Origin of the sequence: Pseudomonas sp. 008, assembly GCF_016861935.1 — a bacterium.
In the GTDB taxonomy this organism is placed as follows: Bacteria; Pseudomonadota; Gammaproteobacteria; order Pseudomonadales; family Pseudomonadaceae; genus Aquipseudomonas.
This window is the reverse complement of sequence record NZ_BOMA01000028.1, coordinates 1-26,171: the sequence shown is the minus strand read 5'-3', so window position 1 is coordinate 26,171 and position 26,171 is coordinate 1. Positions and strand designations below refer to the sequence as shown.

The 26,171-nt window shown below is 60.4% G+C and carries 23 protein-coding genes; 15 read left to right on the top strand and 8 right to left on the bottom strand.

Going from position 1 to position 26,171, the window contains the following annotated elements; genetic code table 11:
• From JUI81_RS31090 to pdxJ, 7 genes are all read left to right on the top strand, one after another.
• Positions 1–228, top strand: a 228-nt coding sequence (locus JUI81_RS31090) for a hypothetical protein (protein WP_204125639.1), incomplete at its 5' end; no start/stop codon positions are given.
• Positions 225–2,024: a translation elongation factor 4 gene (gene lepA, locus JUI81_RS31085; protein ID WP_018927092.1), complete on the top strand. Its 1,800-nt coding sequence runs from the start codon at positions 225–227 to the stop codon at positions 2,022–2,024. The genes JUI81_RS31090 and lepA, both read left to right, overlap by 4 nt.
• 5 nt (positions 2,025–2,029) lie before the next feature.
• Entirely contained in the window at positions 2,030–2,884 is an 855-nt protein-coding gene (gene lepB, locus JUI81_RS31080) for a signal peptidase I (RefSeq protein WP_204125638.1), read from the top strand.
• 184 nt (positions 2,885–3,068) lie between these two features.
• Complete coding sequence (gene rnc / locus JUI81_RS31075) at positions 3,069–3,758, top strand: ribonuclease III (RefSeq protein ID WP_018927089.1); 690 nt, start codon at positions 3,069–3,071, stop codon at positions 3,756–3,758.
• Positions 3,751–4,653: a GTPase Era gene (gene era, locus JUI81_RS31070; RefSeq protein ID WP_007936226.1), complete on the top strand. Its 903-nt coding sequence runs from the start codon at positions 3,751–3,753 to the stop codon at positions 4,651–4,653. Before rnc ends, era begins: the two co-directional genes overlap by 8 nt.
• A gap of 230 nt (positions 4,654–4,883) precedes the next feature.
• Complete coding sequence (recO, locus tag JUI81_RS31065; protein WP_204125637.1) at positions 4,884–5,573, top strand: DNA repair protein RecO; 690 nt, start codon at positions 4,884–4,886, stop codon at positions 5,571–5,573.
• Positions 5,574–5,623: 50 nt separating this feature from the next.
• Positions 5,624–6,370, top strand: a complete 747-nt coding sequence (pdxJ, locus tag JUI81_RS31060) for a pyridoxine 5'-phosphate synthase (protein ID WP_019581078.1) — start codon at positions 5,624–5,626, stop codon at positions 6,368–6,370.
• Between the two features lie 127 nt (positions 6,371–6,497).
• Here pdxJ and mltF read toward each other — a convergent pair whose 3' ends face one another.
• Complete coding sequence (gene mltF / locus JUI81_RS31055) at positions 6,498–7,958, bottom strand: membrane-bound lytic murein transglycosylase MltF (protein ID WP_019581077.1); 1,461 nt, start codon at positions 7,956–7,958, stop codon at positions 6,498–6,500.
• Between the two features lie 274 nt (positions 7,959–8,232).
• Between mltF and purL the strand changes: the two genes are divergently transcribed.
• The 3 genes from purL (at position 8,233) to JUI81_RS31040 (ending at position 13,696) form a co-directional block, all read left to right on the top strand.
• Positions 8,233–12,129 carry a phosphoribosylformylglycinamidine synthase gene (gene purL, locus JUI81_RS31050; protein WP_204125636.1) on the top strand — a complete coding sequence of 1,299 codons (3,897 nt, stop codon included), beginning with the start codon at positions 8,233–8,235 and terminating at the stop codon, positions 12,127–12,129.
• A gap of 19 nt (positions 12,130–12,148) precedes the next feature.
• Positions 12,149–12,460 (top strand): YqfO family protein, encoded by a 312-nt coding sequence (locus JUI81_RS31045; protein WP_204125635.1) that lies wholly within the window; start codon positions 12,149–12,151, stop codon positions 12,458–12,460.
• Between the two features lie 822 nt (positions 12,461–13,282).
• On the top strand, positions 13,283–13,696 hold the full coding sequence (locus tag JUI81_RS31040; RefSeq protein WP_026331847.1) for a DUF6124 family protein: 414 nt from the start codon (positions 13,283–13,285) through the stop codon (positions 13,694–13,696).
• Between the two features lie 187 nt (positions 13,697–13,883).
• On the opposite strand, the gene nagE is transcribed toward JUI81_RS31040, so the two are convergent.
• The 7 genes from nagE to JUI81_RS31005 form a co-directional block, all read right to left on the bottom strand.
• Entirely contained in the window at positions 13,884–15,599 is a 1,716-nt protein-coding gene (nagE, locus tag JUI81_RS31035) for an N-acetylglucosamine-specific PTS transporter subunit IIBC (RefSeq protein ID WP_019581074.1), read from the bottom strand.
• A 32-nt stretch (positions 15,600–15,631) separates the two neighbouring features.
• Positions 15,632–18,148: a phosphoenolpyruvate--protein phosphotransferase gene (ptsP, locus tag JUI81_RS31030; protein ID WP_204125634.1), complete on the bottom strand. Its 2,517-nt coding sequence runs from the start codon at positions 18,146–18,148 to the stop codon at positions 15,632–15,634.
• Positions 18,149–18,182: 34 nt separating this feature from the next.
• Positions 18,183–19,205 (bottom strand): SIS domain-containing protein, encoded by a 1,023-nt coding sequence (locus JUI81_RS31025; protein ID WP_026331846.1) that lies wholly within the window; start codon positions 19,203–19,205, stop codon positions 18,183–18,185.
• Positions 19,186–20,292: an N-acetylglucosamine-6-phosphate deacetylase gene (gene nagA, locus JUI81_RS31020; RefSeq protein WP_204125633.1), complete on the bottom strand. Its 1,107-nt coding sequence runs from the start codon at positions 20,290–20,292 to the stop codon at positions 19,186–19,188. The genes JUI81_RS31025 and nagA overlap by 20 nt, the downstream gene beginning before the upstream one ends.
• A 15-nt stretch (positions 20,293–20,307) precedes the next feature.
• Complete coding sequence (locus JUI81_RS31015; RefSeq protein ID WP_019581070.1) at positions 20,308–21,039, bottom strand: GntR family transcriptional regulator; 732 nt, start codon at positions 21,037–21,039, stop codon at positions 20,308–20,310.
• A 486-nt stretch (positions 21,040–21,525) separates the two neighbouring features.
• Positions 21,526–22,029, bottom strand: a complete 504-nt coding sequence (locus JUI81_RS31010; RefSeq protein ID WP_204125632.1) for a murein L,D-transpeptidase family protein — start codon at positions 22,027–22,029, stop codon at positions 21,526–21,528.
• A gap of 66 nt (positions 22,030–22,095) precedes the next feature.
• Positions 22,096–22,647 carry an NUDIX hydrolase gene (locus JUI81_RS31005; RefSeq protein ID WP_204125631.1) on the bottom strand — a complete coding sequence of 184 codons (552 nt, stop codon included), beginning with the start codon at positions 22,645–22,647 and terminating at the stop codon, positions 22,096–22,098.
• A gap of 146 nt (positions 22,648–22,793) precedes the next feature.
• On the opposite strand from JUI81_RS31005, the gene JUI81_RS31000 reads away from it, so the two are divergent.
• From JUI81_RS31000 to purT, 5 genes are all read left to right on the top strand, one after another.
• Entirely contained in the window at positions 22,794–23,393 is a 600-nt protein-coding gene (locus tag JUI81_RS31000) for a CoA pyrophosphatase (protein WP_018927081.1), read from the top strand.
• A 68-nt stretch (positions 23,394–23,461) separates the two neighbouring features.
• The gene (locus JUI81_RS30995) at positions 23,462–23,986 is read left to right on the top strand and encodes a gamma carbonic anhydrase family protein (RefSeq protein WP_007936184.1); all 525 of its coding nucleotides are present in this window, start codon (positions 23,462–23,464) and stop codon (positions 23,984–23,986) included.
• Complete coding sequence (locus tag JUI81_RS30990; protein WP_019581067.1) at positions 23,983–24,204, top strand: DUF1289 domain-containing protein; 222 nt, start codon at positions 23,983–23,985, stop codon at positions 24,202–24,204. Before JUI81_RS30995 ends, JUI81_RS30990 begins: the two co-directional genes overlap by 4 nt.
• 215 nt (positions 24,205–24,419) lie before the next feature.
• Entirely contained in the window at positions 24,420–24,887 is a 468-nt protein-coding gene (locus JUI81_RS30985) for a VUT family protein (RefSeq protein WP_020700643.1), read from the top strand.
• A gap of 90 nt (positions 24,888–24,977) precedes the next feature.
• Entirely contained in the window at positions 24,978–26,159 is a 1,182-nt protein-coding gene (gene purT, locus JUI81_RS30980; RefSeq protein WP_019581066.1) for a formate-dependent phosphoribosylglycinamide formyltransferase, read from the top strand.
• Positions 26,160–26,171 lie beyond the last annotated feature (12 nt).

The window sequence follows — 26,171 nt, the reverse complement described above, 5'->3', positions numbered from 1 at the left end:
CTTGCTGGCGATGGCATCGCTGCGGTCATCCAGACCCACCGCGGCGTCCCCATCGCCAGCAAGCCGGCTCCTACAAAAGTCGCCCAAAACGCCCCTGTCGCAAGACCGGGGCGTTTTTGTAGGCGCCGTCTGACCTGCAAACGTGACGCTTGCGCCGTGGATCAGGTACAATTCCCGGCTATTTTTCGGCGGGCTATGCCTGCAGCCTTTTTGAGTGTTGATCCGTGAGTGATTTGAGTCATATCCGCAATTTCTCCATCATCGCCCACATTGACCATGGCAAGTCGACGCTGGCCGATCGCTTCATCCAGATGTGCGGCGGCCTTGCCGAGCGCGAAATGGAAGCCCAGGTGCTGGACTCCATGGACCTGGAACGTGAACGCGGGATCACCATCAAGGCCCACAGCGTCACCCTGTATTACAAAGCCCGCGATGGCATCAACTACCAGCTGAACTTCATTGATACCCCGGGCCACGTCGACTTCACCTATGAAGTCAGCCGGTCGCTGGCGGCGTGTGAAGGTGCGTTGCTGGTGGTCGATGCCGGTCAGGGCGTCGAGGCGCAATCGGTTGCCAACTGCTACACGGCGATCGAACAGGGCCTGGAAGTCATGCCAGTGCTGAACAAGATCGACCTGCCACAGGCCGATCCGGAGCGCGTCAAGGAAGAAATCGAAAAAATCATCGGCATCGATGCCACCGACGCTGTCGAGTGCAGTGCCAAGACCGGCCTGGGCGTCGATGAAGTGCTCGAGCGTCTGGTTCACACCATTCCTGCGCCGACCGGCAACATCGAAGATCCGCTGCAAGCGTTGATCATCGACTCCTGGTTCGACAACTACCTGGGCGTTGTTTCCCTGGTTCGTGTGCGCCACGGTCGGGTGAAGAAGGGCGACAAGATTCTGGTCAAATCCACCGGCAAGATCCACCTGGTGGACAGCGTCGGTGTATTCAATCCAAAACACACTCCTACCGTCGACCTGAAGGCCGGTGAAGTGGGCTTCATCATCGCCAGCATCAAGGACATTCACGGTGCGCCGGTGGGCGATACCCTGACCTTGAGCTCGACGCCGGACGTCGACGTGCTGCCAGGCTTCAAACGCATTCAACCGCAGGTGTACGCCGGCTTGTTCCCGGTCAGCTCCGACGACTTCGAAGACTTCCGCGAGGCGCTGCAAAAGCTCACCCTCAACGATTCGTCGCTGCAATACACACCGGAAAGCTCTGACGCACTGGGCTTCGGCTTCCGTTGCGGCTTCCTCGGCATGCTGCACATGGAAATCATCCAGGAGCGCCTCGAGCGCGAATACAACCTGGACCTGATCACCACGGCGCCGACGGTAATCTTCGAGCTGCTGCTCAAGACCGGCGAGACGATCTACGTCGATAACCCGTCCAAGCTGCCAGACTTGTCTGCCATCGAAGATATGCGCGAGCCAATCGTGCGCGCCAATATTCTTGTGCCGCAAGAGCACCTGGGTAACGTCATTACCCTGTGTATCGAAAAACGTGGCGTACAGGTCGATATGCTGTTCCTCGGCTCCCAGGTACAAGTGACCTACGACCTGCCGATGAACGAAGTGGTGCTGGACTTCTTTGATCGTCTGAAGTCCACCAGTCGCGGCTATGCTTCTCTGGACTACCATTTCGATCGTTACCAATCGGCCAGCCTGGTGAAACTGGACGTGCTGATCAACGGCGACAAGGTCGACGCTCTGGCGCTGATCGTGCACCGTGACAACTCGCACTACAAAGGTCGCCAGTTGACCGAGAAGATGAAAGACCTGATTCCGCGGCAGATGTTCGACGTGGCAATCCAGGCCGCCATTGGCGGTCAGATTGTGGCGCGTACAACCGTCAAGGCACTCAGAAAGAACGTATTGGCCAAATGCTACGGTGGTGACGTCAGCCGTAAGAAAAAGCTGCTGGAAAAGCAAAAGGCCGGTAAAAAACGCATGAAGCAGGTCGGTAACGTGGAAATTCCACAAGAAGCCTTCCTTGCCGTGCTCAGGTTGGATAGTTAGGTCCTATGTCACTAAATTTCCCGCTGTTGCTGGTCATCGCCGTGTTCGTCTGCGGCCTGTTGGGGTTGCTCGATCTGTTGTTCCTGGCGCCGCGGCGCCGGGCTGCCATCAACTCCTATCAGGGGAGCGTCAGCCAGGCTGACATGGTAGTGATCGAGAAACTGAACAAAGAGCCGCTGCTGGTCGAATACGGCAAGTCGTTCTTCCCGGTGTTGTTCATCGTGCTGGTGCTGCGTTCGTTCCTGGTGGAACCGTTCCAGATTCCTTCCGGCTCGATGAAACCGACCCTGGATGTCGGTGACTTCATTCTGGTGAACAAGTTTTCTTACGGGATCCGCCTGCCGGTGATCGACAAGAAAGTCATCGAAGTCGGTGATCCGCAGCGCGGCGATGTGATGGTGTTCCGCTACCCGAGCGACCCGAACGTCAACTACATCAAGCGTGTAGTGGGCCTGCCGGGCGACCAGATTCGCTACACCGCCGACAAGCGCCTGTTCGTCAACGGTGAGTCGATTGCCGAACAACTGGTCGGCTCCGAGCCGGGCACGTTGGGTAGCGCCGAGCTCTACAAGGAAAAACTCGGTGCCGCCGAGCACCTGATCCGCAAGGAAATGAGCCGCTACCGCGCAACGCCGGACCATTCGTGGACCGTGCCGGCCGGGCACTACTTCATGATGGGCGACAACCGCGACAACTCGAACGACAGTCGCTACTGGGATGATCCGAGCATTCCCAAGGATCTGCTGGGCATGGTTCCCGACAAGAATATCGTCGGCAAGGCCTTCGCAGTCTGGATGAGCTGGCCGGAACCCAAACTCGGTCACCTGCCGAATTTCTCGCGGGTTGGTCTGATCAAGTAATCACACACGGCGCTGTTGAACACAGCGCCGAATGCATTTCTGGAGTCGGCACAATCGGCGACAGGAGCATGAAAACAACGATATTCAGGACGTTATTTTTGAACACAGCGTTAATTGTCCCAAGCCTGCGCCGCATCAAGGCCCTGGCGGTGGAATCCAACCACGAACTCAGCGTGGGTAAACCGTGAGCGTCTCCTTAAGCCGTCTCGAGCGTCAGCTCGGTTACACCTTCAAGGATCAGGAACTGATGGTCCTGGCCCTGACTCACCGCAGTTTTGCCGGGCGCAACAACGAACGCCTGGAATTCCTCGGCGATGCCATCCTCAATTTCGTTGCTGGCGAGGCGCTGTTCGATCGCTTCCCGCTGGCCCGCGAAGGCCAGTTGTCGCGTTTGCGCGCACGCCTGGTGAAAGGTGAGACCCTGGCCGTACTGGCCCGTGGTTTTGACCTGGGTGAATACCTGCGCCTGGGCTCCGGCGAATTGAAAAGTGGCGGTTTCCGTCGCGAGTCGATTCTGGCCGATGCCCTCGAAGCGCTGATCGGTGCGATCTACCTGGACGCCGGCATGGAGGTGGCGCGCGAGCGTGTGCTGGCCTGGCTGGCCGGAGAGTTCGAAGGCTTGACGCTGGTCGACACCAACAAAGATCCGAAAACCCGCCTGCAGGAATTCCTGCAGTCCCGTGGTTGTGAGCTGCCGCGTTACGAAGTGGTGGATATCCAGGGTGAGCCGCATTGCCGGACGTTCTTCGTCGAATGTGAAATCATCTTACTGAATGAAAAAAGCCGAGGTCAGGGTGTGAGTCGTCGTATTGCCGAACAGGTAGCGGCCGCCGCAGCACTGATTGCCCTGGGTGTGGAGAATGGCAATGACTGATTCAACCGCAACTCGCTGTGGCTATGTTGCCATCGTCGGCCGTCCCAACGTGGGCAAGTCCACGCTGCTGAACCACATTCTGGGTCAGAAACTGGCGATCACCTCACGCAAGCCGCAGACCACCCGCCACAACATGCTCGGCATCAAGACCGAAGGTGACGTCCAGGCGATCTACGTCGACACCCCGGGTATGCACAAGGGCGGCGAAAAGGCCCTGAACCGTTACATGAACAAGACCGCTTCGGCGGCGTTGAAAGACGTCGACGTGGTGATCTTCGTGGTTGACCGTACCAAGTGGACCGACGAAGACCAGATGGTCCTCGAGCGCGTTCAGTACGTGACCGGTCCGCTGATCGTGGCGCTGAACAAGACCGACCGCATCGAAGACAAATCCGAGCTGATGCCGCACCTGACCTGGTTGCAGGAACAGCTGCCGAACGCGCAGATCATGCCGATCTCGGCCCAGCACGGGCACAACCTCGACACGCTGGAGCGAGTGATCGCCGAGCACCTGCCGGAAAACGATCACTTCTTCCCGGAAGATCAGATCACCGACCGCAGCAGCCGCTTCCTTGCCGCTGAACTGGTACGCGAAAAAATCATGCGCCAGTTGGGTGCCGAGCTGCCGTACCAGATCACCGTGGAAATCGAAGAGTTCAAGCAGCAGGGCAAAACCCTGCACATCCACGCCTTGATCCTCGTCGAACGTGACGGCCAGAAGAAAATCATCATTGGCGACAAGGGCGAGCGCATCAAGCGCATTGGCACCGAAGCGCGCAAGGACATGGAGCTGCTGTTCGACTCCAAGATCATGCTCAACCTGTGGGTCAAGGTGAAAGGCGGTTGGTCTGACGACGAGCGCGCCTTGCGTTCGCTGGGTTACGGCGACTTGTAAATCGTCCAGCAGCACATCGATTCAATTGTAGGAGCGAGCTTTTGTGGCGAGGGAGCTTGCTCCCGTTCGGCCGATCCGCGCCCGGGCGAAGCAGTCGTAAATCCTGGCATCGCGGTTTTACCTGAAACACTGAGGTGCATGGTTTTGGGGCCGCTTCGCAGCCCAGCGGGACGGTGCGGCGTTCCGACAAGCTCCTTCGCCACAGTGGATCTCCAGAGATTCGGAAACTGATGTCATCCAGCCCGCCCATCGGCCAACCCGCCTACGTGCTCCATTCCCGCGCCTACCTCGAAAGCAGTGCGCTGGTGGATTTCCTCACGCCGCAAGGTCGGCTGCGGGCGGTGTTGCGCAGTGCGCGGGGCAAGGCCGGGACGTTGGCGCGGCCGTTCGTGCCGCTGGAAGTCGAGTTCCGTGGCCGGGGCGAGCTGAAGAATGTCGGTCGCATGGAAAGCGCCGGCGTTTCCACCTGGCTCAATGGCGAAGCGCTGTTCAGTGGTCTCTACCTCAACGAATTGCTGATTCGCCTGCTGCCCGCCGAAGATCCTCATCCCGCGGTTTTCGATCACTACGCCGCGACCTTGCTTGCCCTGGCCGAAGGTCGACCACTGGAACCATTGCTGCGCTCCTTCGAATGGCGACTGCTCGATGATCTCGGTTACGGCTTTGCGCTGAATACCGACATCCATGGCGACCCCATCGCACCGGACGGTCTCTATCGCCTGCAAGTGGATGCGGGCCTGGAGCGGGTCTATCTGCTGCAGCCGGGCCTGTTCAATGGTACCGAACTGCTGGCCATGGCCGATGCCGACTGGTCTGCACCCGGTGCGCTGTCCGCCGCCAAGCGCTTGATGCGTCAGGCGTTGGCCGTTCACTTGGGCGGGCGTCCATTGGTCAGTCGTGAGTTGTTTCGAAAGCCGTAGTCTCCCCGTATGCTGTGCACCGAACTTCCCCCTTCTTCAGGAGCGTTTCCGTGACCACCAGCAATCGCATTCTTCTTGGCGTGAACATCGACCACGTTGCCACCCTGCGTCAGGCCCGGGGTACTCGTTACCCGGATCCAGTCAAGGCAGCGCTGGACGCGGAAGAGGCGGGTGCTGACGGCATCACCGTGCACTTGCGTGAAGACCGCCGGCACATTCAGGAGCGCGATGTCCTGCTGCTCAAGGACGTGCTGCAAACCCGCATGAACTTCGAAATGGGCGTCACTGAAGAAATGATGGCATTCGCCGAGCGTATCCGCCCGGCGCACGTTTGCCTGGTGCCGGAAACCCGTCAGGAACTGACCACTGAAGGCGGTCTGGACGTAGCGGGGCAGGAAGCGCGGATCAAGGCGGCGGTGGATCGCCTGGCGAAGATTGGCTGTGAAGTGTCGCTGTTCATCGACGCTGACGAGCGGCAGATTGAGGCGTCCCGTCGTGTCGGCGCGCCGGCCATTGAACTGCACACCGGGCGTTACGCGGACGCCGAGACGCCAACCGAGGTCGCTGAAGAGCTCAAACGCGTGGCCGATGGCGTGGCATTCGGTCTGGCCCAAGGCCTGATCGTCAACGCCGGCCACGGTTTGCACTATCACAACGTCGAGGCTGTTGCGGCAATCAAGGGCGTCAACGAACTGAACATCGGCCATGCGCTGGTGGCCCATGCGTTGTTCGTCGGGTTCAAGTCGGCGGTGTCGGAGATGAAGGCGCTGATTCTGGCTGCTGCGTTGAAAGGCTAGATCGGCGGCGCTGCCATCGCGGGCAAGCCTCGCTCCTACAGTTTCGTGTCGATACGCAATTGTGTGTTCGGCCAACATACAAGGAGCGAGGCTTGCCCGCGAAGGCGTCGTCGGAGACAACAATAATTTAAAGTTGTGGGGTTTCCTGGCTCGGCTTGGTCTTGTCGACCCCCGGCACATGCAGGTTGCCCTCGGCGACCTGGGTGCCTTCGAGCTGCGGCTGCGTGACCCACGTCAGGATGTCGTAGTAGCGACGGATGTTTGCCACGAAATGCACCGGTTCGCCGCCACGGGCGTAGCCATAACGAGTCTTGCTGTACCACTGCTTCTGCGACAGGCGCGGCAGTATTTTCTTCACGTCCAGCCACTTGTCCGGGTTCAACCCTTCCTTGGCCGCCAGTTTGCGCGCGTCATCCAGGTGACCGCTGCCAACGTTGTAGGCTGCCAGCGCGAACCACGTACGATCCGGCTCCTGGATCGACTCATCCAGTTGATCCTTCATGTAGACCAGGTATTTCGCGCCGCCCATGATGCTCTGCTTGGGGTCCAGGCGATTGGAAACGCCCATGGCTTGCGCCGTGTTCTGGGTCAGCATCATCAATCCGCGCACGCCGGTCTTGGACGTGACTGCCGCTTGCCACAGCGATTCCTGATAACCGATCGCCGCCAATAGACGCCAGTCGACCTTTTCTTCCTTGGCGGACGCCTTGAAGTGCTTCTCGTACTTGGGCAACCGCTGCTGCAAATGCTGGGCGAAGGTGGTGGCGCCCATGTAGCCGAGTACGTCGACATGCCCGTAGTAGCGGTCTTTGAGGCGTTGCAGGGTGCCGTTTTTCTTCACCTTGTCGAGGTAGGCGTTGATTTCGTTGAGCAGGCTGTTGTCATCGCCGGCGGCCACGGCCCAGCTCTGGTTGCTGGCATCACCGAGGTCGAAGGCGACCCGCACGTTGGGGAAGTAGACCTGGTTCATCGCCACTTCGTTGGAGTCGACCAGGGTCAGGTCGATCTGACCTTCGTCGACCATGCGCAGCAGGTCGACGACTTCAACCGCGTCGGACTCTTCGTATTCAATGCCGGGATATTTCTTTTTCAGCGCTGCCAATTGCTCGGCGTGGGTGCTGCCCTTGAGCACGATGATCTTCTTGCCGACCAGATCGCCTGCGTCGGTCGGCCGCGACTGGCCGTTGCGATAGATGATCTGCGGGGTGACTTCGAGGTAGGAATGGGAAAACCGCACCTGCTTTTTGCGGTCCTCGCTGCTGACCAGGCCGGCAGCCGCCAGCACCGGGCCGTTCGGCTTGCCCACCTGATTGAACAGGTCGTCGAGGTTGTCGGCGGTTTCGATCTTGAGTTCGACCCCCAGATCGTCGGCGAAGCGCTTCACCAGCTCGTATTCGAAGCCGGTTTCACCGTTGCGATCCTGAAAGTAGGTGGCGGGGCTGTTCCGGGTAACCACCCGCAGCACGCCATCCTCCTTTACGCGCTCCAGCGTGTTGGGTTTATCAACACAGCCACTGAGCACCAGGAAGAGTCCGGTTGCGATCAGCCATTTGGCGTACCGCGGACGCAAAGCCGTTGGGGAAAACATCTGCGCAGTATACGCAAAGGACCACGAGCGCCATATCTCGACAGCGAAGGGCTTGTCTGCTAGGGCGTCAAAAACCCGCTTGGAGCCCGCAGGAATGGGCCCGAACAGCATTTTGTGACAGAAAAAATAACCCCCGGCGCGCACCTGTTCAGGGCCCGAACACCCGGCCCGACGTTCGGGTGCAACCGCGTGTACCGTTTCGGGTGATGTCGCGGGCGGTTTAGGCTAGAATGCACGGCCTCAAAGCACACCCCTTCCCGAGGCTGTCCCGAAGATGTTGATCCTGCGCGGCGCTCCTGCCCTTTCTGCCTTTCGCCACAGCAAACTCCTTGAGCAACTGAGCCAGAAGGTTCCAGCTGTCAGCGGCCTGTATGCTGAATTCGCTCACTTCGCCGAAGTTACCGGCGTCCTGACCGGCGACGAACAGCAGGTGCTTGCGCGCCTTCTGAAGTACGGCCCTAGCGTTCCGGTACAAGAGCCCACTGGTCGTCTGTTCCTGGTATTGCCGCGTTTCGGCACCATTTCGCCGTGGTCCAGTAAAGCCAGCGACATTGCTCGCAACTGCGGCCTGACCAAGATCCAGCGCGTTGAGCGTGGCATCGCGTTCTACGTCGCCGGCCAGTTCAGCGACGCCGAAGCGCAGCTGATCGCAGACGCGCTGCACGACCGCATGACCCAGATCGTGCTGGGCAACCTCGAACAAGCCTCCGGCCTGTTCAGCCACGCCGAGCCAAAACCGCTGACTGCCATCGACGTGTTGGGTGGCGGCCGCGCCGCGCTGGAAAAAGCCAACACCGAGCTGGGCCTGGCCCTGGCCGAAGACGAAATCGACTATCTGGTCAACGCCTTCCTTGGTTTGAAGCGCAACCCGCACGACATCGAACTGATGATGTTCGCCCAGGCGAACTCCGAGCACTGCCGTCACAAGATCTTCAACGCCAGTTGGGACATCGACGGTCAGAGCCAGGAAAAAAGCCTGTTCGGCATGATCAAGAACACCTACCAGATGCACAGCGAAGGTGTTCTGTCGGCTTATAAGGACAACGCCTCGGTCATCGTCGGCTCCGTGGCCGGTCGTTTCTTCCCGGACCCTGAAACCCGCCAGTACGGCGCGGTGCAGGAACCGGTGCACATCCTGATGAAAGTCGAAACGCACAACCACCCGACCGCGATTGCCCCGTTCCCGGGCGCATCCACCGGTAGCGGCGGCGAGATTCGCGACGAAGGCGCCACCGGTCGCGGCGCGAAGCCAAAGGCTGGCCTGACCGGTTTCACCGTGTCGAACCTGCAGATCCCGGGCTTCGAACAGCCGTGGGAAGTGCCGTATGGCAAACCCGAGCGCATCGTTACCGCGCTGGACATCATGATCGAAGGCCCGTTGGGCGGCGCTGCGTTCAACAATGAATTCGGCCGTCCGGCGCTGACCGGTTACTTCCGTACCTTCGAACAGTCGATCACCACCCCTCATGGTGACGAAGTGCGCGGTTACCACAAGCCGATCATGCTGGCTGGCGGCATGGGCAACATCCGTGAAGAACACGTCAAGAAAGGCGAAATCGTCGTTGGCTCCAAGCTGATCGTGCTTGGCGGCCCGGCAATGCTGATCGGTCTGGGCGGTGGCGCGGCTTCCTCCATGGCCACCGGCACCAGCTCGGCAGACCTGGACTTCGCTTCCGTACAACGTGAAAACCCTGAGATGGAGCGTCGTTGCCAGGAAGTCATCGACCGTTGCTGGCAACTGGGCGACAAAAACCCGATCAGCTTCATCCACGACGTCGGCGCGGGCGGTCTGTCCAACGCCTTCCCGGAACTGGTCAACGATGGCGACCGCGGTGGCCGTTTCGAACTGCGCAACATTCCAAACGACGAGCCGGGCATGGCCCCGCACGAAATCTGGAGTAACGAATCCCAGGAGCGCTACGTTCTGGCGGTCGGCCCGGCGGACTTCGAACGCTTCAAGGCGATCTGCGAGCGTGAGCGTTGCCCATTCGCGGTAGTCGGCGAAGCCACAGCCGAGCCGCAACTGACCGTGACCGACAGCCACTTCGGCAACAGCCCGGTGGACATGCCGCTCGAAGTGCTGCTGGGCAAAGCCCCGCGCATGCACCGTTCGGTGGTTCGTGAAAACGAGCTGGGCGACGATTTCGATCCGTCGACCCTCGACATCGCCAACTGCGTCGAGCGCGTTCTGCATCACCCGGCCGTGGCCAGCAAGAGCTTCCTGATCACCATCGGCGACCGCACCATCACCGGCCTCGTGGCCCGTGACCAGATGGTTGGCCCGTGGCAGGTTCCGGTGGCCGACGTTGCCGTTACCGCCACCAGCTTCGACGTTTATACCGGTGAAGCCATGGCCATGGGCGAGCGCACTCCGCTGGCTCTGCTGGACGCTCCGGCGTCGGGCCGCATGGCCATCGGCGAAACCCTGACCAACATCGCCGCCTCGCGCATCGCCAAGATCTCCGACATCAAACTGTCGGCGAACTGGATGTCCGCCGCCGGTCACCCAGGTGAAGACGCGCGTCTGTACGACACCGTGAAAGCGGTCGGCATGGAACTGTGCCCTGAGCTGGGCATCACCATTCCGGTGGGCAAGGACTCGATGTCCATGGCCACTCGCTGGAACGACGAAGGTGTCGATAAGGCGGTTACTTCGCCGATGTCGCTGATCGTGACCGGTTTCGCGCCAGTGGCTGACATCCGTCAGACCCTGACCCCGCAACTGCGCATGGACAAGGGCACCACCGACCTGATCCTGATCGACCTCGGTCGCGGCCAGAACCGCATGGGTGCCTCGATCCTCGCTCAGGTTCACGGCAAGCTCGGCAAACAGGCGCCGGACGTCGATGACGCCGAAGACCTGAAAGCCTTCTTCGCGGTGATCCAGGGCCTCAACGCCGACGGTCACCTGCTGGCTTACCACGACCGTTCCGACGGTGGTCTGCTGACCAGCGTGGTGGAAATGGCGTTTGCCGGCCACTGCGGCCTGAGCCTGAACCTCGACGGTCTGGCAGAGACTTCCGCCGATATCGCCGCGATCCTGTTCAACGAAGAACTGGGCGCTGTGATCCAGGTTCGCCAGGACGCCACCGCGGACATTCTCGCGCAGTTCAGCGCTGCTGGCCTGGGCGACTGCGTATCGGTGATCGGTCAGCCGATGAACAACGGCGAGATCAGCATCACGTTCAACGGCGATACCGTATTCGAAGGTCAGCGTCGTTTGCTGCAACGTCAGTGGGCTGAAACCAGCTACCAGATCCAGCGTCTGCGTGATAACGCCGATTGCGCCGAACAAGAGTTCGACGTGCTGCTGGAAGAAGACAACCCGGGCCTGAGCGTCAAGCTCAGCTATGACGTCAACCAGGACGTCGCCGCGCCTTACATCAAGAAAGGCATTCGTCCACAGGTTGCCGTGCTGCGTGAGCAGGGCGTCAACGGTCAGGTGGAAATGGCGGCCGCGTTCGACCGTGCCGGTTTCAACGCGATCGACGTGCACATGAGCGACATTCTGGCCGGTCGTGTCGACCTGAACGACTTCAAGGGCATGGTTGCTTGCGGCGGTTTCTCCTACGGCGACGTACTGGGTGCCGGTGAAGGCTGGGCCAAGTCCGCGCTGTTCAACAGCCGCGCTCGCGATGCCTTCCAGGGCTTCTTCGAACGTACCGACAGCTTCACCCTCGGCGTGTGCAACGGTTGCCAGATGATGTCCAACCTGCACGAGCTGATCCCGGGCAGCGAGTTCTGGCCGCACTTCGTGCGTAACCGTTCCGAGCAGTTCGAAGCCCGCGTGGCCATGGTTCAGATCCAGGAGTCGAACTCGATCTTCCTGCAGGGCATGGCCGGTTCGCGCATGCCGATCGCCATCGCCCACGGTGAAGGCCATGCCGAATTCGCCAGCGAAGAAGCCTTGCTGCAAGCCGATCTGTCGGGTTGCGTGGCGATGCGTTTCGTCGACAACCACGGCAAGGTCACCGAGAAATACCCGGCCAACCCGAACGGCTCGCCGCGCGGTATCACCGGTTTGACCAGCCGCGACGGTCGCGTGACCATCATGATGCCGCACCCGGAGCGTGTGTTCCGCGCGGTGCAGAACTCGTGGCGTTCGGAAGACTGGAACGAAGACGCACCTTGGATGCGTATGTTCCGTAACGCTCGCGTCTGGGTGAACTAAGAGCGGGGAGCTGATTGCCGTGTACAAGCTTTGCTTTTTTGTTCCGGCCAGTCATGTTGAAGTGGTCAAAAGCGCTGTATTCGCCGCCGGTGGCGGGCGGATCGGGGCTTATGACCACTGTGCATGGCAAGTATTTGGCCTGGGTCAGTTTCGTCCACTGGAGGGCAGTCACCCGTTCATGGGTGAAGCTGGGCAGGTCGAGCAGGTTGAGGAGTGGAAGGTTGAGCTGGTGGTCAGCGATGAGTTGATTCGGGCGGTGGTGGTGGCTCTGAAAGAGAGTCATCCCTATGAGACGCCGGCTTATGAGGTATGGCGGTTGGAGGATTTCTGATCTTCCTGGCCGCTGAAATGAGAAACCCGCTGAAGTGATTTCAGCGGGTTTTTTATTGGCTGCGATTTAGGGCGTGGCGGCCTTAGGGCCGACCAGGTTCTTGTTGATTGAGTACATATCCATTGCTGCGGTAACGGCGGCTTATGGTTTCGCCCTTACGGCGACTCCCTTTGGCAAACGCCCCAAAGGAAGCAAAGGTCTTCGCCCCAAGCGTCCGGCCCCTCGCTGAGGCTCGGCGTTCCTTCGCTCCGGTATCCATCTGGGGGCATCGCCCTACGGTCTGCTTCGCTACGACCTACATGCGATGGGTTCGACTGCGTCGAACGGCGCTGCGCGCCAATCCCCAGATGAACACCTGCGCTCAGCCTCCCGAAGGGGCGGGTGGGTCAAGATCAAAAGCGGCAGGCGAGCTAACGCTCGACCTGTAGTTTGGTGGGTGTACGCCGCTCCACTAATGTGGGAGCGGGCTTGCCCGCGATGGCGGCCTTACAGGCAATGATGTTTATTTATCTGTAAAAACTTCAGAACCTTCCCACAAGTCTTTCAGGTTGTCCGTCGGAAGTGGGCTCTCTAACCTTTGGATGTCGCTGCCAATTCAGCGATCGGGACTGCAAGCCCGCCGATAGTTTGTTAGGCACCTTTAAGCGCACCTATAATCGTGGCGCTTAAATCAATGGTCATCGATTTATGGTGGCTGTGTGCGGGAGATCTTCGGGTCTGCCGAGGTTGCCTAACGACTCGGTCTTGCAGACCCGCGCACAGCTGCCACCCATCATCTGCAAGTGATGCTGGTAGCTCCAACTTTTTGTTAGGAGTTTCACAATGATCAAAGACAGCCCAAATCCTCCAGAAACAGACGTAGAAACAGATTTAGAAACAGATTTAGAAACAAACATGGAAAACGAATCCGTTTCCCCCTACACCTGCCTCAATTCCAAAAAACTCCACGATGCCGCAATCCGTGCACTCGATCACTATCTCGCGCCACCTTCCCAGAAGAAGGTCAAAGCCGAGCAGCGTCCAAGTACGATCTTCGTCGTCGCGCCCAACGTAGATTCAGAAACCCTGTTGGCTCATGCCTGTGAAACACTGGCTTCGGCGAATGTCATGGCCAGTGAGTTGGCGTTCGATCTCACCGGCCCAGCCTGCAATCTGGCCTTGGGCATTCAGCAGATGATTTCGTTGGCGGAGTTGTCGGTGAACCGGGTGCTGGATCAGGTCGATCCGCAGGGGTAGCACAATGAAAAAGCCCGCTGGACCAGTGACGGTCAGCGGGCTTTGAGATTTTTATTGGTAGTGCGGGCCTCTTCGCGGGCAAGCCTCGCTCCTACAGGGGAATGGTGTCGGACATCGACGTGCAAACAACACATACCTCGTAGGAGCGAGGCTTGCCCGCGAAGACTGACTGTCCCGCGCCTATGATCTAAACCCTGGCACTCACCTCACTGCGATTAACCAACGCTTCCAACGCACCACTCAAACTTGGCGCCTTGTCGCCAATCAACAGATGCCAAACGCCCCCCTCAAGTTGGCTGACACCCTGGCAACCAAGCGCTTTCAACTGGCCTTCCGACAACCCCGTGCCATCCGCCAGCTGCAACCGAATCCGGGTCATGGCGATGCAATCCATCTGCAGCACATTCTCGCCGCCGCCCAGCGCCTTCAACCATTGTTGGGCTTCAGTGTTCGTCACCGCCACAGGTTTTGGCTCATCGATATCAGCGGTAGGGGAGGCCACAACCGCGCGGCCCAAAGCCGGCATCGCCAACCGGATCTCGTCGGCAATGCTGTCTGCCATCGGCCCGACCACCACCTGCAAACTGCCGCCCTTGCCCGGACGCACTACCGCCATTGCACCCAACGCTTTCAAGTCCGCATCCGAGGCTTTGTTGCGATCAACCATGTCCAACCGCAGTCGCGTGGTGCAAGCGCCGACCGTGATCAAATTCTCCGCACCGCCCAGCGCCTTGATATATGCCCCGGCGCGTTCATTCTCGGTGACCACAACTTTGTCGCCAGCCTGTACATCCTCACGCCCCGGCGTCTTGAGGTTGAAGCGGCGGATACAGAAATCAAACACCACGTAGTAGATCACTGCATACGCAAGACCCACGGGAAGCACGCGCCAGCCGTTGGTGGATTCACCCCAGCCCAGAATCATGTCGATGAAACCGCCGGAAAAGGTAAACCCCAGGTGAATGTTCAGCAGGTTGGTGACGGCCATTGACAGTCCCGTTAGCAGCGCATGAAGCAAAAACAGCAGCGGTGCGAGGAACATGAAGGCGAATTCGATCGGCTCGGTGACGCCGGTCAAAAACGAGGTCAGGGCCATGGACAGGAAGATCCCGCCCATGACTTTGCGCCGTTCCGGCAGGGCGTTGCGGTACATCGCCAGGCACGCGGCGGGCAGGCCGAAGATCATCATCGGGAACATGCCGGTCATGAACTGGCCGCCTTTCGGGTCGCCGGCAAAGTAACGTGACAGGTCGCCGGTCACCAGTGCGCCCGTGGTCGGGTCGGTGAAGTTGCCGAACACGAACCACGCCATGTTGTTGAGGATGTGGTGCAGGCCGGTGACGATCAGCAAGCGGTTGAACACGCCGAAGATGAACGCACCAAAGCTGCCGCTCTCCATCATCAACGTGCCGAAGCCGTTGATGCCGTGCTGGATCGGTGGCCAGATGAAACCGAAGATGACGCCCAGGCCGACGGCAGCGAACCCGGTGACTATCGGCACGAAACGCCGACCGCCGAAGAACGCCAGGTATTCCGGCAGCTTGATGTCTTTGAAGCGGTTGTACAGCGCACCGGCCATCAGGCCGCTGACGATCCCGGCCAGCATGCCCATGTTGATGCTCGAGTCGAGCACCTTGAGGGTGGAGATCATCACCAGATAACCAATGACCCCGGCCAGGCCTGCGGTGCCGTTGTTGTCCTTGGCAAAACCGACCGCGATGCCGATGGCGAAGATCAGCGCCAGGTTGGCGAAAATCACCTGGCCGGCGTCGTGGATGATCGCGATGTCCAGCAGGTCAGTGTCGCCCAGACGCAGCAGTAACCCGGCAATCGGCAGGATCGCGATCGGCAGCATCAGCGCGCGACCGAGGCGCTGCAGGCCTTCGATGAAGTATTGGTACATGGCGGATCTCCCTGGATTCTTATCGTTGTTGTTCAGCTCAGAGGCCATTGCTGGTGACAGGCGTGACGCACCGCGCCGGCGCTGCTCAGCTTGAGCAGGTCCTGGCTGATGCGTCGGCATTCGGTGGCGTCGAGGTGACGCACGCGGTCCTTGATTTCACCGATTTGCACCGGGCTGACCGACAACTCGCTGACGCCCAGGCCAATCAATACCGGCGTGGCCAACGGATCGGAGGCGAGGGCGCCGCAGACCCCGACCCACCGGTTATGCACCGCTGCACCGGCGCAGGTCTGGGCGATCAGCCGCAGCAGCGCCGGGTGCATCGCATCGACGCGGGAGGCGAGGCCGGCGTGGTCGCGGTCCATGGCCAGGGTGTATTGCGACAAGTCGTTGGTGCCGATGGACAGGAAGTCCGCGTGCTCGGCCAGTTGCTCGGCCAGCAGTGCGGCGGCCGGAACCTCGATCATCACGCCCAGCTGCGGGCGCTCACTCACATTAAGTTCAATGCACAACGCGTCGAGACGCTGGCGGATGTGCAGCAACTCATCGACTTCGGTGACCATCGGCAACAGGATCCGGCAGCGCGACAGCGGGCTGACCTGCAGCAGGGCGCGCAGTTGCTGATCCAGCAGTTCCGGGCGCACCTGAGCCAGACGAATGCCGCGCAAACCAAGCACCGGGTTCGCTTCGACAGGGAGCGGTAAATAGTCGAGCTGTTTATCGCCACCGACATCGATGGTGCGGATGTTCACCGACTTGTCGCCCATGGCGTCGAGCACGGCTTGATAGGCGGCGTGCTGCTCCTGTTCGTCCGGCGCGGTTTGGCGGTCGACGAAGAGGAATTCGGTACGCAGCAGACCGACGCCATCGGCACCGTTGGCCAGGGCATCAGCTGCCTCGGCACTGGAAGCGACATTGGCGGCGACTTCGATTGGCAAACCATCAAGTGTCAGTGCCGGGACGTGAGCCTGAGACTGTTGAAGCGCGCGACGTTGCTGATGATCGAGTTGCGCCTGATGCACCTCGGCCAGGCGCTCGGCAGTCGGTATCAGTTCGAGGCGACCGCCGTCGGCATCCAGCACCACCGCTTGACCTTGCTCCTGATCGAGCAGCGTCGAGCCCAGTGCAACCATGCACGGCAAGCCTTTGCCACGAGCGAGAATCGCCACATGGGAAGTCGCGCCACCTTCGGCCATGCACAACCCTGCCACCCCTTGCTGGCTCAGTTGCAGCAAATCGGACGGCGTCAGTTCATGGGCCGCGACGATAGCGCCGGCCGGCACGTCGTAATGCCAGGCTTCGCCGAGCAGGGCACGCAGCACCCGTTGCTTGAGGTCACGCAGGTCGTTGGCGCGTTCAGCCAGCAACGGACTGCCGAGTTGCAGCAGTACCTCGCATTGCACGTCGATGGATTGACTCCAGGCGTGAGTTGCGGCGATGCCTTGGTCGATGGATTGATGAGCCGCATCGAGCAGCGCCGGGTCTTCGAGCAATGCCAGGTGCGCGGCGAAGATCGCTTCTTCATCGGTGTTCTTGTGCTTCTTCGCTTGGGCCCGTGTGCCGTCGATTTCGCTGCGTACTTGAGTCAGCGCGGTGTCCAGCGCGTAACGTTGTTGCTTCGGCTCATGATTACCAGCATCTACTGGAAGACTGATCGAGTTCAGACGAAACAACGGCCCGCCCACCAGGCCTGGAGCTGCGCACACACCGTGCAGCACACCCGCTTCGGCGGGGCGATTGCGTTGGGCTATTGGCGTTGGTGCGGCAGCGTGGTTGTCTTCGGCCAGGGCTGTGGATAACGCGGCCAACAGGGCTTGCAGCGCCGCTTCGGCATCCGGCCCCTGGCAACTGACCCGGATTTCATCCCGCTCACCGACAGCCAGCCCCATCAGGCCGATCAAACTGTCGCAGGCCGCCGATTTACCGGCGAAGTGCAGCCAGGATTTGCTCTTGAACTGTTGGGCGGTTTGGCGGATCAGCGCCGCAGGCCGGGCGTGCAAGCCACCGCGATGGGCGACATGAACATGCCCTTGAACCTCGATGCCGAGCACTTCAATGTCGATCTGCGCGCCGTTCGTTACTTTCGGCACGATGTGCAGCAGCGGATCGCCCACCTTCACTGATTTCAGCGTAATCGGACGTGCTTGGAAGTCCTGACTGTTGGTCAGAATCATCAGGCTGACCAGGCTTTTGCACTGCTGCGCGACCTGGTCCAGGTCATAGCGCAGCAGCGGCTGGCCATTGCTGACCCGCGCACCTTCCTTGACCAGCATCGAGAAACCGACACCCTGCAACTCGACCGTATCAAGGCCCAGATGAAGCAGTAATTCGGCGCCGTTATCGGCGCGCAAGGTGATGGCGTGACCGGTGCGGGCGATGTGGATCACGACCGCTTCACAAGGCGAGTACAGAGTGTCGTTCAATGGATCGATGGCGATCCCATCGCCCATGGCGCCACTGGCGAACACCGGGTCCGGGACTTTCGCGAGTGTGAGCACCGGGCCGCTGAGCGGGGCGCTGAGGGTCAGCTCTTTATTGTTGTTGTGCATGGCTCGGTCTCATCAGGAAAGCTTCAAATCGGACTCAGTGCGTGCGCGTCACTTTGCTCAAGTGACGCGGCTGGTCCGGGTCCATGCCACGGGCGACGGCCAAACCGGCGGCCATAACGTAGAAACTCTGGATCGCCAGAATCGGGTCCAGGGCCGGGTGTTCGGCGCGGGTCAGGGTCAGGTCGCGTTCGGCGACGTCATCTGGCGCGGCCAGCAGCACGCGGGCGCCGCGTTGACGCATGTCGGCGGCCAGGCTCAGCAACCCGGCCTGCTCGGCACCGCGCGGGGCGAAGATCAGCAGGTGGTAGTTCTCGTCGATCAACGCCATCGGGCCGTGCCGCACTTCGGCGCTGCTGAAGGCTTCGGCCTGGATCGCCGAGGTTTCCTTGAACTTGAGTGCCGCTTCCTGGGCAATAGCGAAGCCGGCGCCACGGCCGATCACCATCAAGCGCTGGCAATCGCGCAACGCATCGATGGCCTGGCTCCAGTCCTGTTGCGCCGCCTCACGCAAACCTTCCGGCAGGGCAAGGCCGGCCTCCAGCAATTCCACGTCTTCTTTCCAATGGGCGATCAGGCGGGCGCTGGCGGTGAGGGTGGCGATAAAACTCTTGGTCGCGGCGACGCTGCTTTCGGTGCCGGCGCACAGCGGCAGGCTGAATTCGCAGGCCGCTTCCAAAGGCGAGTTCTCGGCGTTGACCATGGAAATGCTCAGGGCGCCGCGTTTGCGCAGCAAACGCAGGCTGTTCACCAAATCCGGGCTCTGCCCCGATTGCGAGAAAGCGAACGCGACCTGGCCGCTGACCTTCAACGGCGCCTGTTGCATGGTCACCACCGACATGGGCAACGACGCCACCGGAATGCCCAATTGCTGCATGGTCAGGTAGGCGAAATAGCTCGCCGCGTGGTCGGAACTGCCGCGAGCCACGGTCATTGCCACTTGCGGCGGCTGACGGCGCAGGCGCGCGGCAATCTCGATCATCTGCGGGTCGAGTTGCTGCAATTGGGCTTGCACGGCCTCGAACGAGGACAGCGCCTCTTCAAGCATTTTTGAAGTCAATGTCTTCTCCTTCGACCATGACGGCGGTCAGTGTGAGTGAGCGATCCAGCCGCACGCAGTCGGCCCAGGCGCCGGGTTGCAGGCGCCCGCGTTCTTGGAGGCCGAGGTAGTCGGCGGGGAATTGCGAAAGACGTTGCGAGGCTTCGCTGATCGGCAGGCCGATCTTCACCAGGTTGCGCAGGGCCTGATCCATGGTCAGGGTGCTGCCGGCCAGCGTGCCGTCGGGCAGGCGCACACCGCCCAGGCATTTGGTCACGGTGTGGCTGCCGAGTTTGTATTCGCCGTCGGGCATGCCGGCGGCGGCGGTGGAATCGGTGACGCAATACAGGCACGGGATCGAGCGCAAGGCCACGCGGATCGCACCGGGGTGTACGTGGAGCAAGTCCGGAATCAGTTCGGCGTACTTGGCGTGGGCCAGCGCCGCACCGACGATGCCGGGCTCGCGATGATGCAACGGGCTCATGGCGTTGTAGAGGTGGGTGAAACTGCTGGCGCCGGCGGCCAACGCGGCGACGCCTTCCTCGTAACTGCCCAGCGTGTGGCCGATTTGCATGCGCACGCCGCGAGCGCTGAGGGCGCGGATCAAACCGTCGTGGCCGGCGATTTCCGGGGCGATGGTGATCACTCGGATCGGCGCCAGCGCCAGGTATTCCTCGACTTCGGCCATCAACGCGGTGTGGGCGAAATTCGGTTGGGCGCCGAGTTTTCCGGGGTTGATGTAGGGACCTTCCAGATGCACGCCGAGTACCCGGGCGCTGCCTTTGGGCCGCTGCTCGCAGAACTCGCCGACGGCTTTGAGCACGCTGGAAATCTCTTCGCTCGGCGCGGTCATGGTGGTCGCCAGCAGCGAGGTGGTGCCGAAGCGCACGTGGGTTCTGGTGATGGTTTCGAAGGCTGGCGCGCCTTCCATGATGTCTTTGCCACCCCCGCCGTGAACATGCAGGTCGATGAAGCCCGGGAGCAGATACGGCAGGTCGTTGTCCGCCGGATCGCAAGGTTCGCCTTCGATGGACACGACCTTGCCGTGCTCATGGATCAGCCGGCCACGAACCCAGCCGTGGGCGGTGAGGATGTTGTCTTCGGACATGATCGGCTCTCTGATTTAGCGGCGCAGCTCTGCGACAAAGTCGTAGTAGTCGTTGCGGCAATAGGTGTCGGTGACTTCGATCGGTGTGTTGTCTTCCAGGTAACCGACCCGGGTCATCAGCAGCATGGCGGTGCCGGGGGCGATGCCCACCAGCGCGGCGAATTCGTCGGAGGCGTTGATCGCCTGAATGTGTTGCAGGGCGCGGACCACCGGTTTGCCAATGCCGTCGAGGTATTCGTAGAGGGAATCGCCCACCGCTTGCGGCTTGGGAATGATCGAGGCGGGCAGGGTGCTCATTTCGATCGCCATCACTGTGTCGTCGGCTTTGCGCAAGCGTTTGAGCCGCGCGACCTTGTCATTGGGCGAGAGGCCGAGGCGGATCAGTTCTTCGTGGGTCGGCGGGGTGATTTCTCGTTCCAGCCATTGCGAGCCGGGGACGAAACCCTTGAGCCGAAGCATTTCACTGAAGCCCGAGAGGCGCGACAAAGGCTGTTCCAGGCGCGGGGTGATGAACGTGCCGGAGCCTTGGTTACGGCGGATCAGGCCTTGCTCGAACAGCACTTCCAGCGCTTTGCGTGCGGTGACGCGGGAGATGCCCAGTATTTCGCTGAGGTTGCGTTCCGACGGCATGGCCTGCTCGGCTTTCCACTGGCCGGCGTGGATCGCCGCTTCCAGATTGCGCGCCAGTTGCAGGTACAGCGGCGTGGGCTGGGTGTCGTCAGGGCGTAGTGCCTGTAGATCGTTCATGTGCGTTGGTCCGATGCGGATATTGGAGTGTTGTCGCCCGGTAATGCGGCGAAACTAATACCACTTAAATACCATGTCAATGCCGCTACTTTGCTGTTGACGCGTTAAATCCAGCTCTGATTGATAGGGCCTAGAGGGGTTGGTTTGAAGTGGTATTAGAGGAGGGGGTATTGAAAGCAAAGATCGCAGCCTTTGATAGCGCCTACAGAGCGAATTGGTATCTACCCGCTAGGCGCTGACGAAGGCTGCGATCTTTTGAAATTATTTTTCGATGCCGACCGAAGGTAGCGGCCAGAACTTATGCTGGAGTTCGCTCGATCCCTTGTGGCGAGGGGGCTTGCCCCCGTTGCGTTGCGAAGCGGCGCCAAAAACTGCCACCTCGTTCCAACTGAATCACCGCGCTTGCTGATTTTACGACTGCTTCGCAGCCGAACGGGGGCAAGCCCCCTCGCCACAAAAGCTCGTCGCCAGCCTTGAAGGTAGCCGTTACGGGCGGATTTCGATCATCGTGCCGTCCGGTACCAGACCCCAGACTTCACGCATGTCCATGTTGCGCATGGCGATGCAGCCATCGGTCCAGTCCAGCGTGTGGAACAGGTTTTCCGGGTTCTCTTCGGTGTCTGGAGTACCGTGGATCATGATCATGCCGCCAGGCTCGACGCCTTCGCGCCGGGCGCGGGCGGAGTCGCTGATGTTGGGATAGGAAATGTGCATCGCCAGGTTGAAACGGTCGCTGGTCTTGCGCCAGTCCAGCCAGTAAAGGCCTTCGGGGGTGCGTTTATCACCTTCCATCAGTTTCGGGCCAATGGGGCGTTTGCCCAATGAAATGCGATAGGTCTTGAACGGCTTGCCGTCGTTGATCAACTGCAACTGGTGGGCAGACTTGAGGACCAGAACTTTTTCGATGACTTTGCCGTCCGGGGCGGTCGCGACGGAAGCCTGGGAGACTGCAACGAACGATAAGCAAAACAGGGCAAGCAACCAGCGCATTGAAACGATATCCCTAAGAGGTGTCGCGACTATTTTATTTATAGATGGTTTTTTATTAACAAGTGCTCAGATGATGGCAGGCTGAGCGAGCGGCGGGATCGACTCTGAGCGCACGGGGTAGACCTCGGCCCGCCGGTCAGCGAAGTAGCATTCTAATGTACGGCCTACCGTGCGGAAAGCCAGTTCGCCCCAAGGAATGTCGGCTTCTTCGAACAGCTGCACTTCCAGGCTCTCGGGGCCTGCGGAAAAGTCCAGATCCACCAGCTCAGCGCGAAAGAATACATGCACCTGACTGATGTGCGGCACATCGATCAGCGTATAGATGCTCAGGTTGCGTACCCGGGCGCAAGCTTCTTCGGCGGTCTCGCGAATGGCGGCCTGTTCGATGGTCTCACCGTTTTCCATGAAACCGGCGGGCAAGGTCCAGTAACCGAGCCTTGGCTCGATGGCGCGACGACACAGCAATACCTTCGAACCCCAGACCGGCACGCAACCGGCGACGATATTGGGGTTCTGGTAATGAATGGTATGACAGCTGTCGCAGACAAAACGCAGGCGCGAATCGCCTTCGGGAATGCGCTGGGTCACCGGGTTGCCGCATTGACTGCAAAATTTCATGCTTGGGTTCCTGAATGCTGCGCCTATCTTGGCGTGCAGCGGTGTCGGTCGGCAAGTTGTCGTTTCGCGACATGAGGCTGTTCGGGGGTTGGGCGGCCGGTGCGATTGGTGCATGATGCAGGGTAAGGCACAGATCGAGAAGACTCATGCTGGACGAGCTACTGCACCGGGTAAGCAATCACACACCGCGAACGCTGGAAACCGACCGACGTTTCCCCGAAGCCGCGGTATTGGTGCCCATCACGCGCAGTGACGAACCGGAACTGGTCCTGACCCTTCGCGCGAGCGGGCTCTCGACCCATGGCGGTGAAGTCGCTTTTCCCGGTGGTCGACGCGACCCTGAAGACCCTGATCTGATCTTTACCGCTCTGCGTGAGGCCGAAGAGGAAATCGGCCTGCCGCCGGGGCTGGTTGAAGTGATCGGCCCACTGAGCCCGCTGATCTCTCTGCACGGCATCAAGGTCACGCCCTATGTCGGCGTGATTCCGGATTTCGTCGAATACCTGGCCAACGATGCCGAGATCGCCGCAGTGTTCAGCGTGCCTCTGGAATTCTTCCGCAAGGACCCGCGCGAGCACACCCACCGCATCGACTATCAAGGCCACAGTTGGTACGTGCCGAGCTATCGTTATGGCGAGTACAAGATCTGGGGGCTGACGGCGATCATGATCGTCGAGTTGATCAACCTGCTCTATGACGCGAAAATCAGCCTGCACCAACCGCCCAAGAGTTTTATCAACACCTGAAGCCATCGCTCGTATGGCGTGAATCCCGCTTTTCGCTAGTGAGCCAGCCTGGCCTTGAGGACAACACGATGAAATACCGCTTGGGCGACGCCCGCGTCGAGACCCATCCGCAGAGCTGGGTCGCACCCAATGCCGTGCTGGTGGGCAAGGTCAAACTGGAAGAGGGCGCCAACGTCTGGTTCAACGCCGTGTTGCGTGGCGACAACGAATTGATCCTGATCGGCAAGAACAGCAACGTGCAGGACGGCACCGTGATGCACACCGACATGGGCTATCCGCTGACCATCGGTACCGGCGTGACCATCGGTCACAACGCGATGCTCCACGGCTGCACGGTGGGCGATTACAGCCTGATCGGCATCAATGCGGTAATCCTCAACGGCGCGAAAATCGGCAAGAACTGCATCATCGGCGCCAACTCGCTGATCGGTGAAGGCAAGGAAATTCCGGACGGTTCGTTGGTCATGGGCTCGCCGGGCAAGGTGGTGCGAGAGCTGACCGAGCCGCAGAAGAAGATGCTCGAAGCCAGCGCTGCGCACTATGTGCACAACTCGCAGCGTTATGCCCGCGATCTGGTCGAGCAGGAACAATGAGCACACCTGAACGTGAGCGACCGGTCTCGTCGCCGTGCGTGAGCATTTGTGCGCTGGATGAGGATGACATTTGCACCGGGTGTCAGCGCACGGTGGAAGAAATCACCCGCTGGAGCCGGATGGACAACGAGGAACGGCGCAAAGTGTTGGGGTTGTGTCATGAGCGGGCGAAATCGAGTGGGCTGATCTGGATGTTGCCTTCCAAATCCGATTCCTGATTTTTTGTGGTAGCGCGGCTTTTGTGGCGAGGGGGCTTGCCCCCGTTGCGTTGCGAAGCGGCGCTAAACCTGCGACTTCATTCTTTCAGGCGTACGGCGTTTGCTGATTTCACGACTGCTGCGCAGCCGAACGGGGGCGAGCCCCCTCGCCACAGGTTATCTATGCGCTGAAGATGAAGTACCCTGTGCACAAAATTGACAGGTATCTCCCGTCCATGCTCTTCCTGATCGCCTACATCAGCAGCGTCGTGCTGATCAATTACGCCTTTTCCACCGCCCCGCACCTGGACATCATCTGGTCGGCCTGGGGTGGCCTGGTGTTCGTGCTGCGCGATATGGTGCAAACCCGCTTCGGCCATGGCGCGATCGCGGCGATGCTGGTGGCGCTGATGTTGTCCTACGTCACCTCCGATCCCTCAATTGCTCTCGCCAGCGCCACGGCGTTCGCCGTGTCCGAGTGCATCGACTGGCTTGTGTTCAGCCTCACCAAGCGCCCGTTGCACGATCGCCTGTGGATAAGTTCGGCCCTGAGCATCCCGCTGGACACCTTCATCTTCTTCGGCATGATTGATGCGCTCACACCGGGCGTGATCTTCACTGCGCTGGGTTCGAAGTTCGCGGGCGTCACCGTGGTCTGGTTGGCCATGGCCTGGCGTCTGCGCAAACAGGCCGTCGTCAGCTGAAGCCAAACCCTCAGGTTCATGTAAAATGCCGCGCTTTCTCCCCATGGGAAGCGCGCTTCCCTCGATGATCCGCTCCTTTGAGGACCTGAGATGACCCGTATCGGAACTCCATTGTCGCCAACCGCGACCCGCGTATTGATGTGTGGCTGTGGTGAGTTGGGCAAGGAAGTGGTGATCGAGCTGCAACGCCTGGGCGTTGAAGTGATTGCCGTGGATCGCTACGCCAATGCGCCGGCCATGCAAGTCGCCCATCGCAGCCATGTGATCAATATGCTCGACGGCGCCGCCCTGCGTGCGGTGATCGAAGCCGAGAAACCGCACTTCATCGTGCCGGAAATCGAAGCCATCGCCACCGCGACCCTGGTGGAGCTGGAGTCCGAAGGTTTCACCGTGATCCCCACCGCGCGTGCTGCACAGCTGACCATGAACCGCGAAGGCATCCGTCGCCTGGCCGCCGAAGAGCTGGACCTGCCAACATCGCCGTACCACTTCGCCGACACCTTCGAGGATTACCGCAAGGCAGTCGAAGACCTGGGCTTTCCGTGCGTGGTCAAACCGGTCATGAGTTCCTCGGGCAAGGGCCAGAGCCTGCTGCGCAGCGTCGATGACGTGCAGAAAGCCTGGGATTACGCTCAAGAAGGCGGCCGTGCCGGTAAAGGCCGCGTGATCATTGAAGGCTTCATCGACTTCGACTACGAAATCACTCTGCTGACCGTGCGTCACGTCGGCGGCACTACGTTCTGTGCGCCTGTCGGTCACCGTCAGGAGAAGGGCGACTACCAGGAATCCTGGCAGCCACAAGCCATGAGCCCGGTTGCTTTGGCCGAATCCGAGCGCGTTGCCAAAGCGGTCACCGAAGCCTTGGGCGGTCGTGGCCTGTTTGGCGTCGAGTTGTTCATCAAGGGTGATCAGGTGTGGTTCAGCGAAGTCTCGCCGCGCCCGCATGACACCGGTCTGGTGACCCTGATTTCCCAGGACCTGTCGCAGTTCGCACTGCACGCACGGGCGATCCTGGGCCTGCCGATTCCACTGATCCGTCAGTTCGGCCCATCGGCGTCGGCGGTGATTCTGGTGGAAGGGCAGTCGACTCAGACCGCTTTCGCCAACCTGGGTGCAGCGTTGAGCGAGCCGGATACTGCGTTGCGTCTGTTCGGCAAGCCTGAGGTCAATGGCCAGCGGCGGATGGGGGTGGCGTTGGCTCGCGACGAATCCATCGAGGCCGCTCGTGCCAAGGCGACCCGCGCGTCCCAAGCTGTCGTTGTAGAGCTGTAACCGCATCGCGGC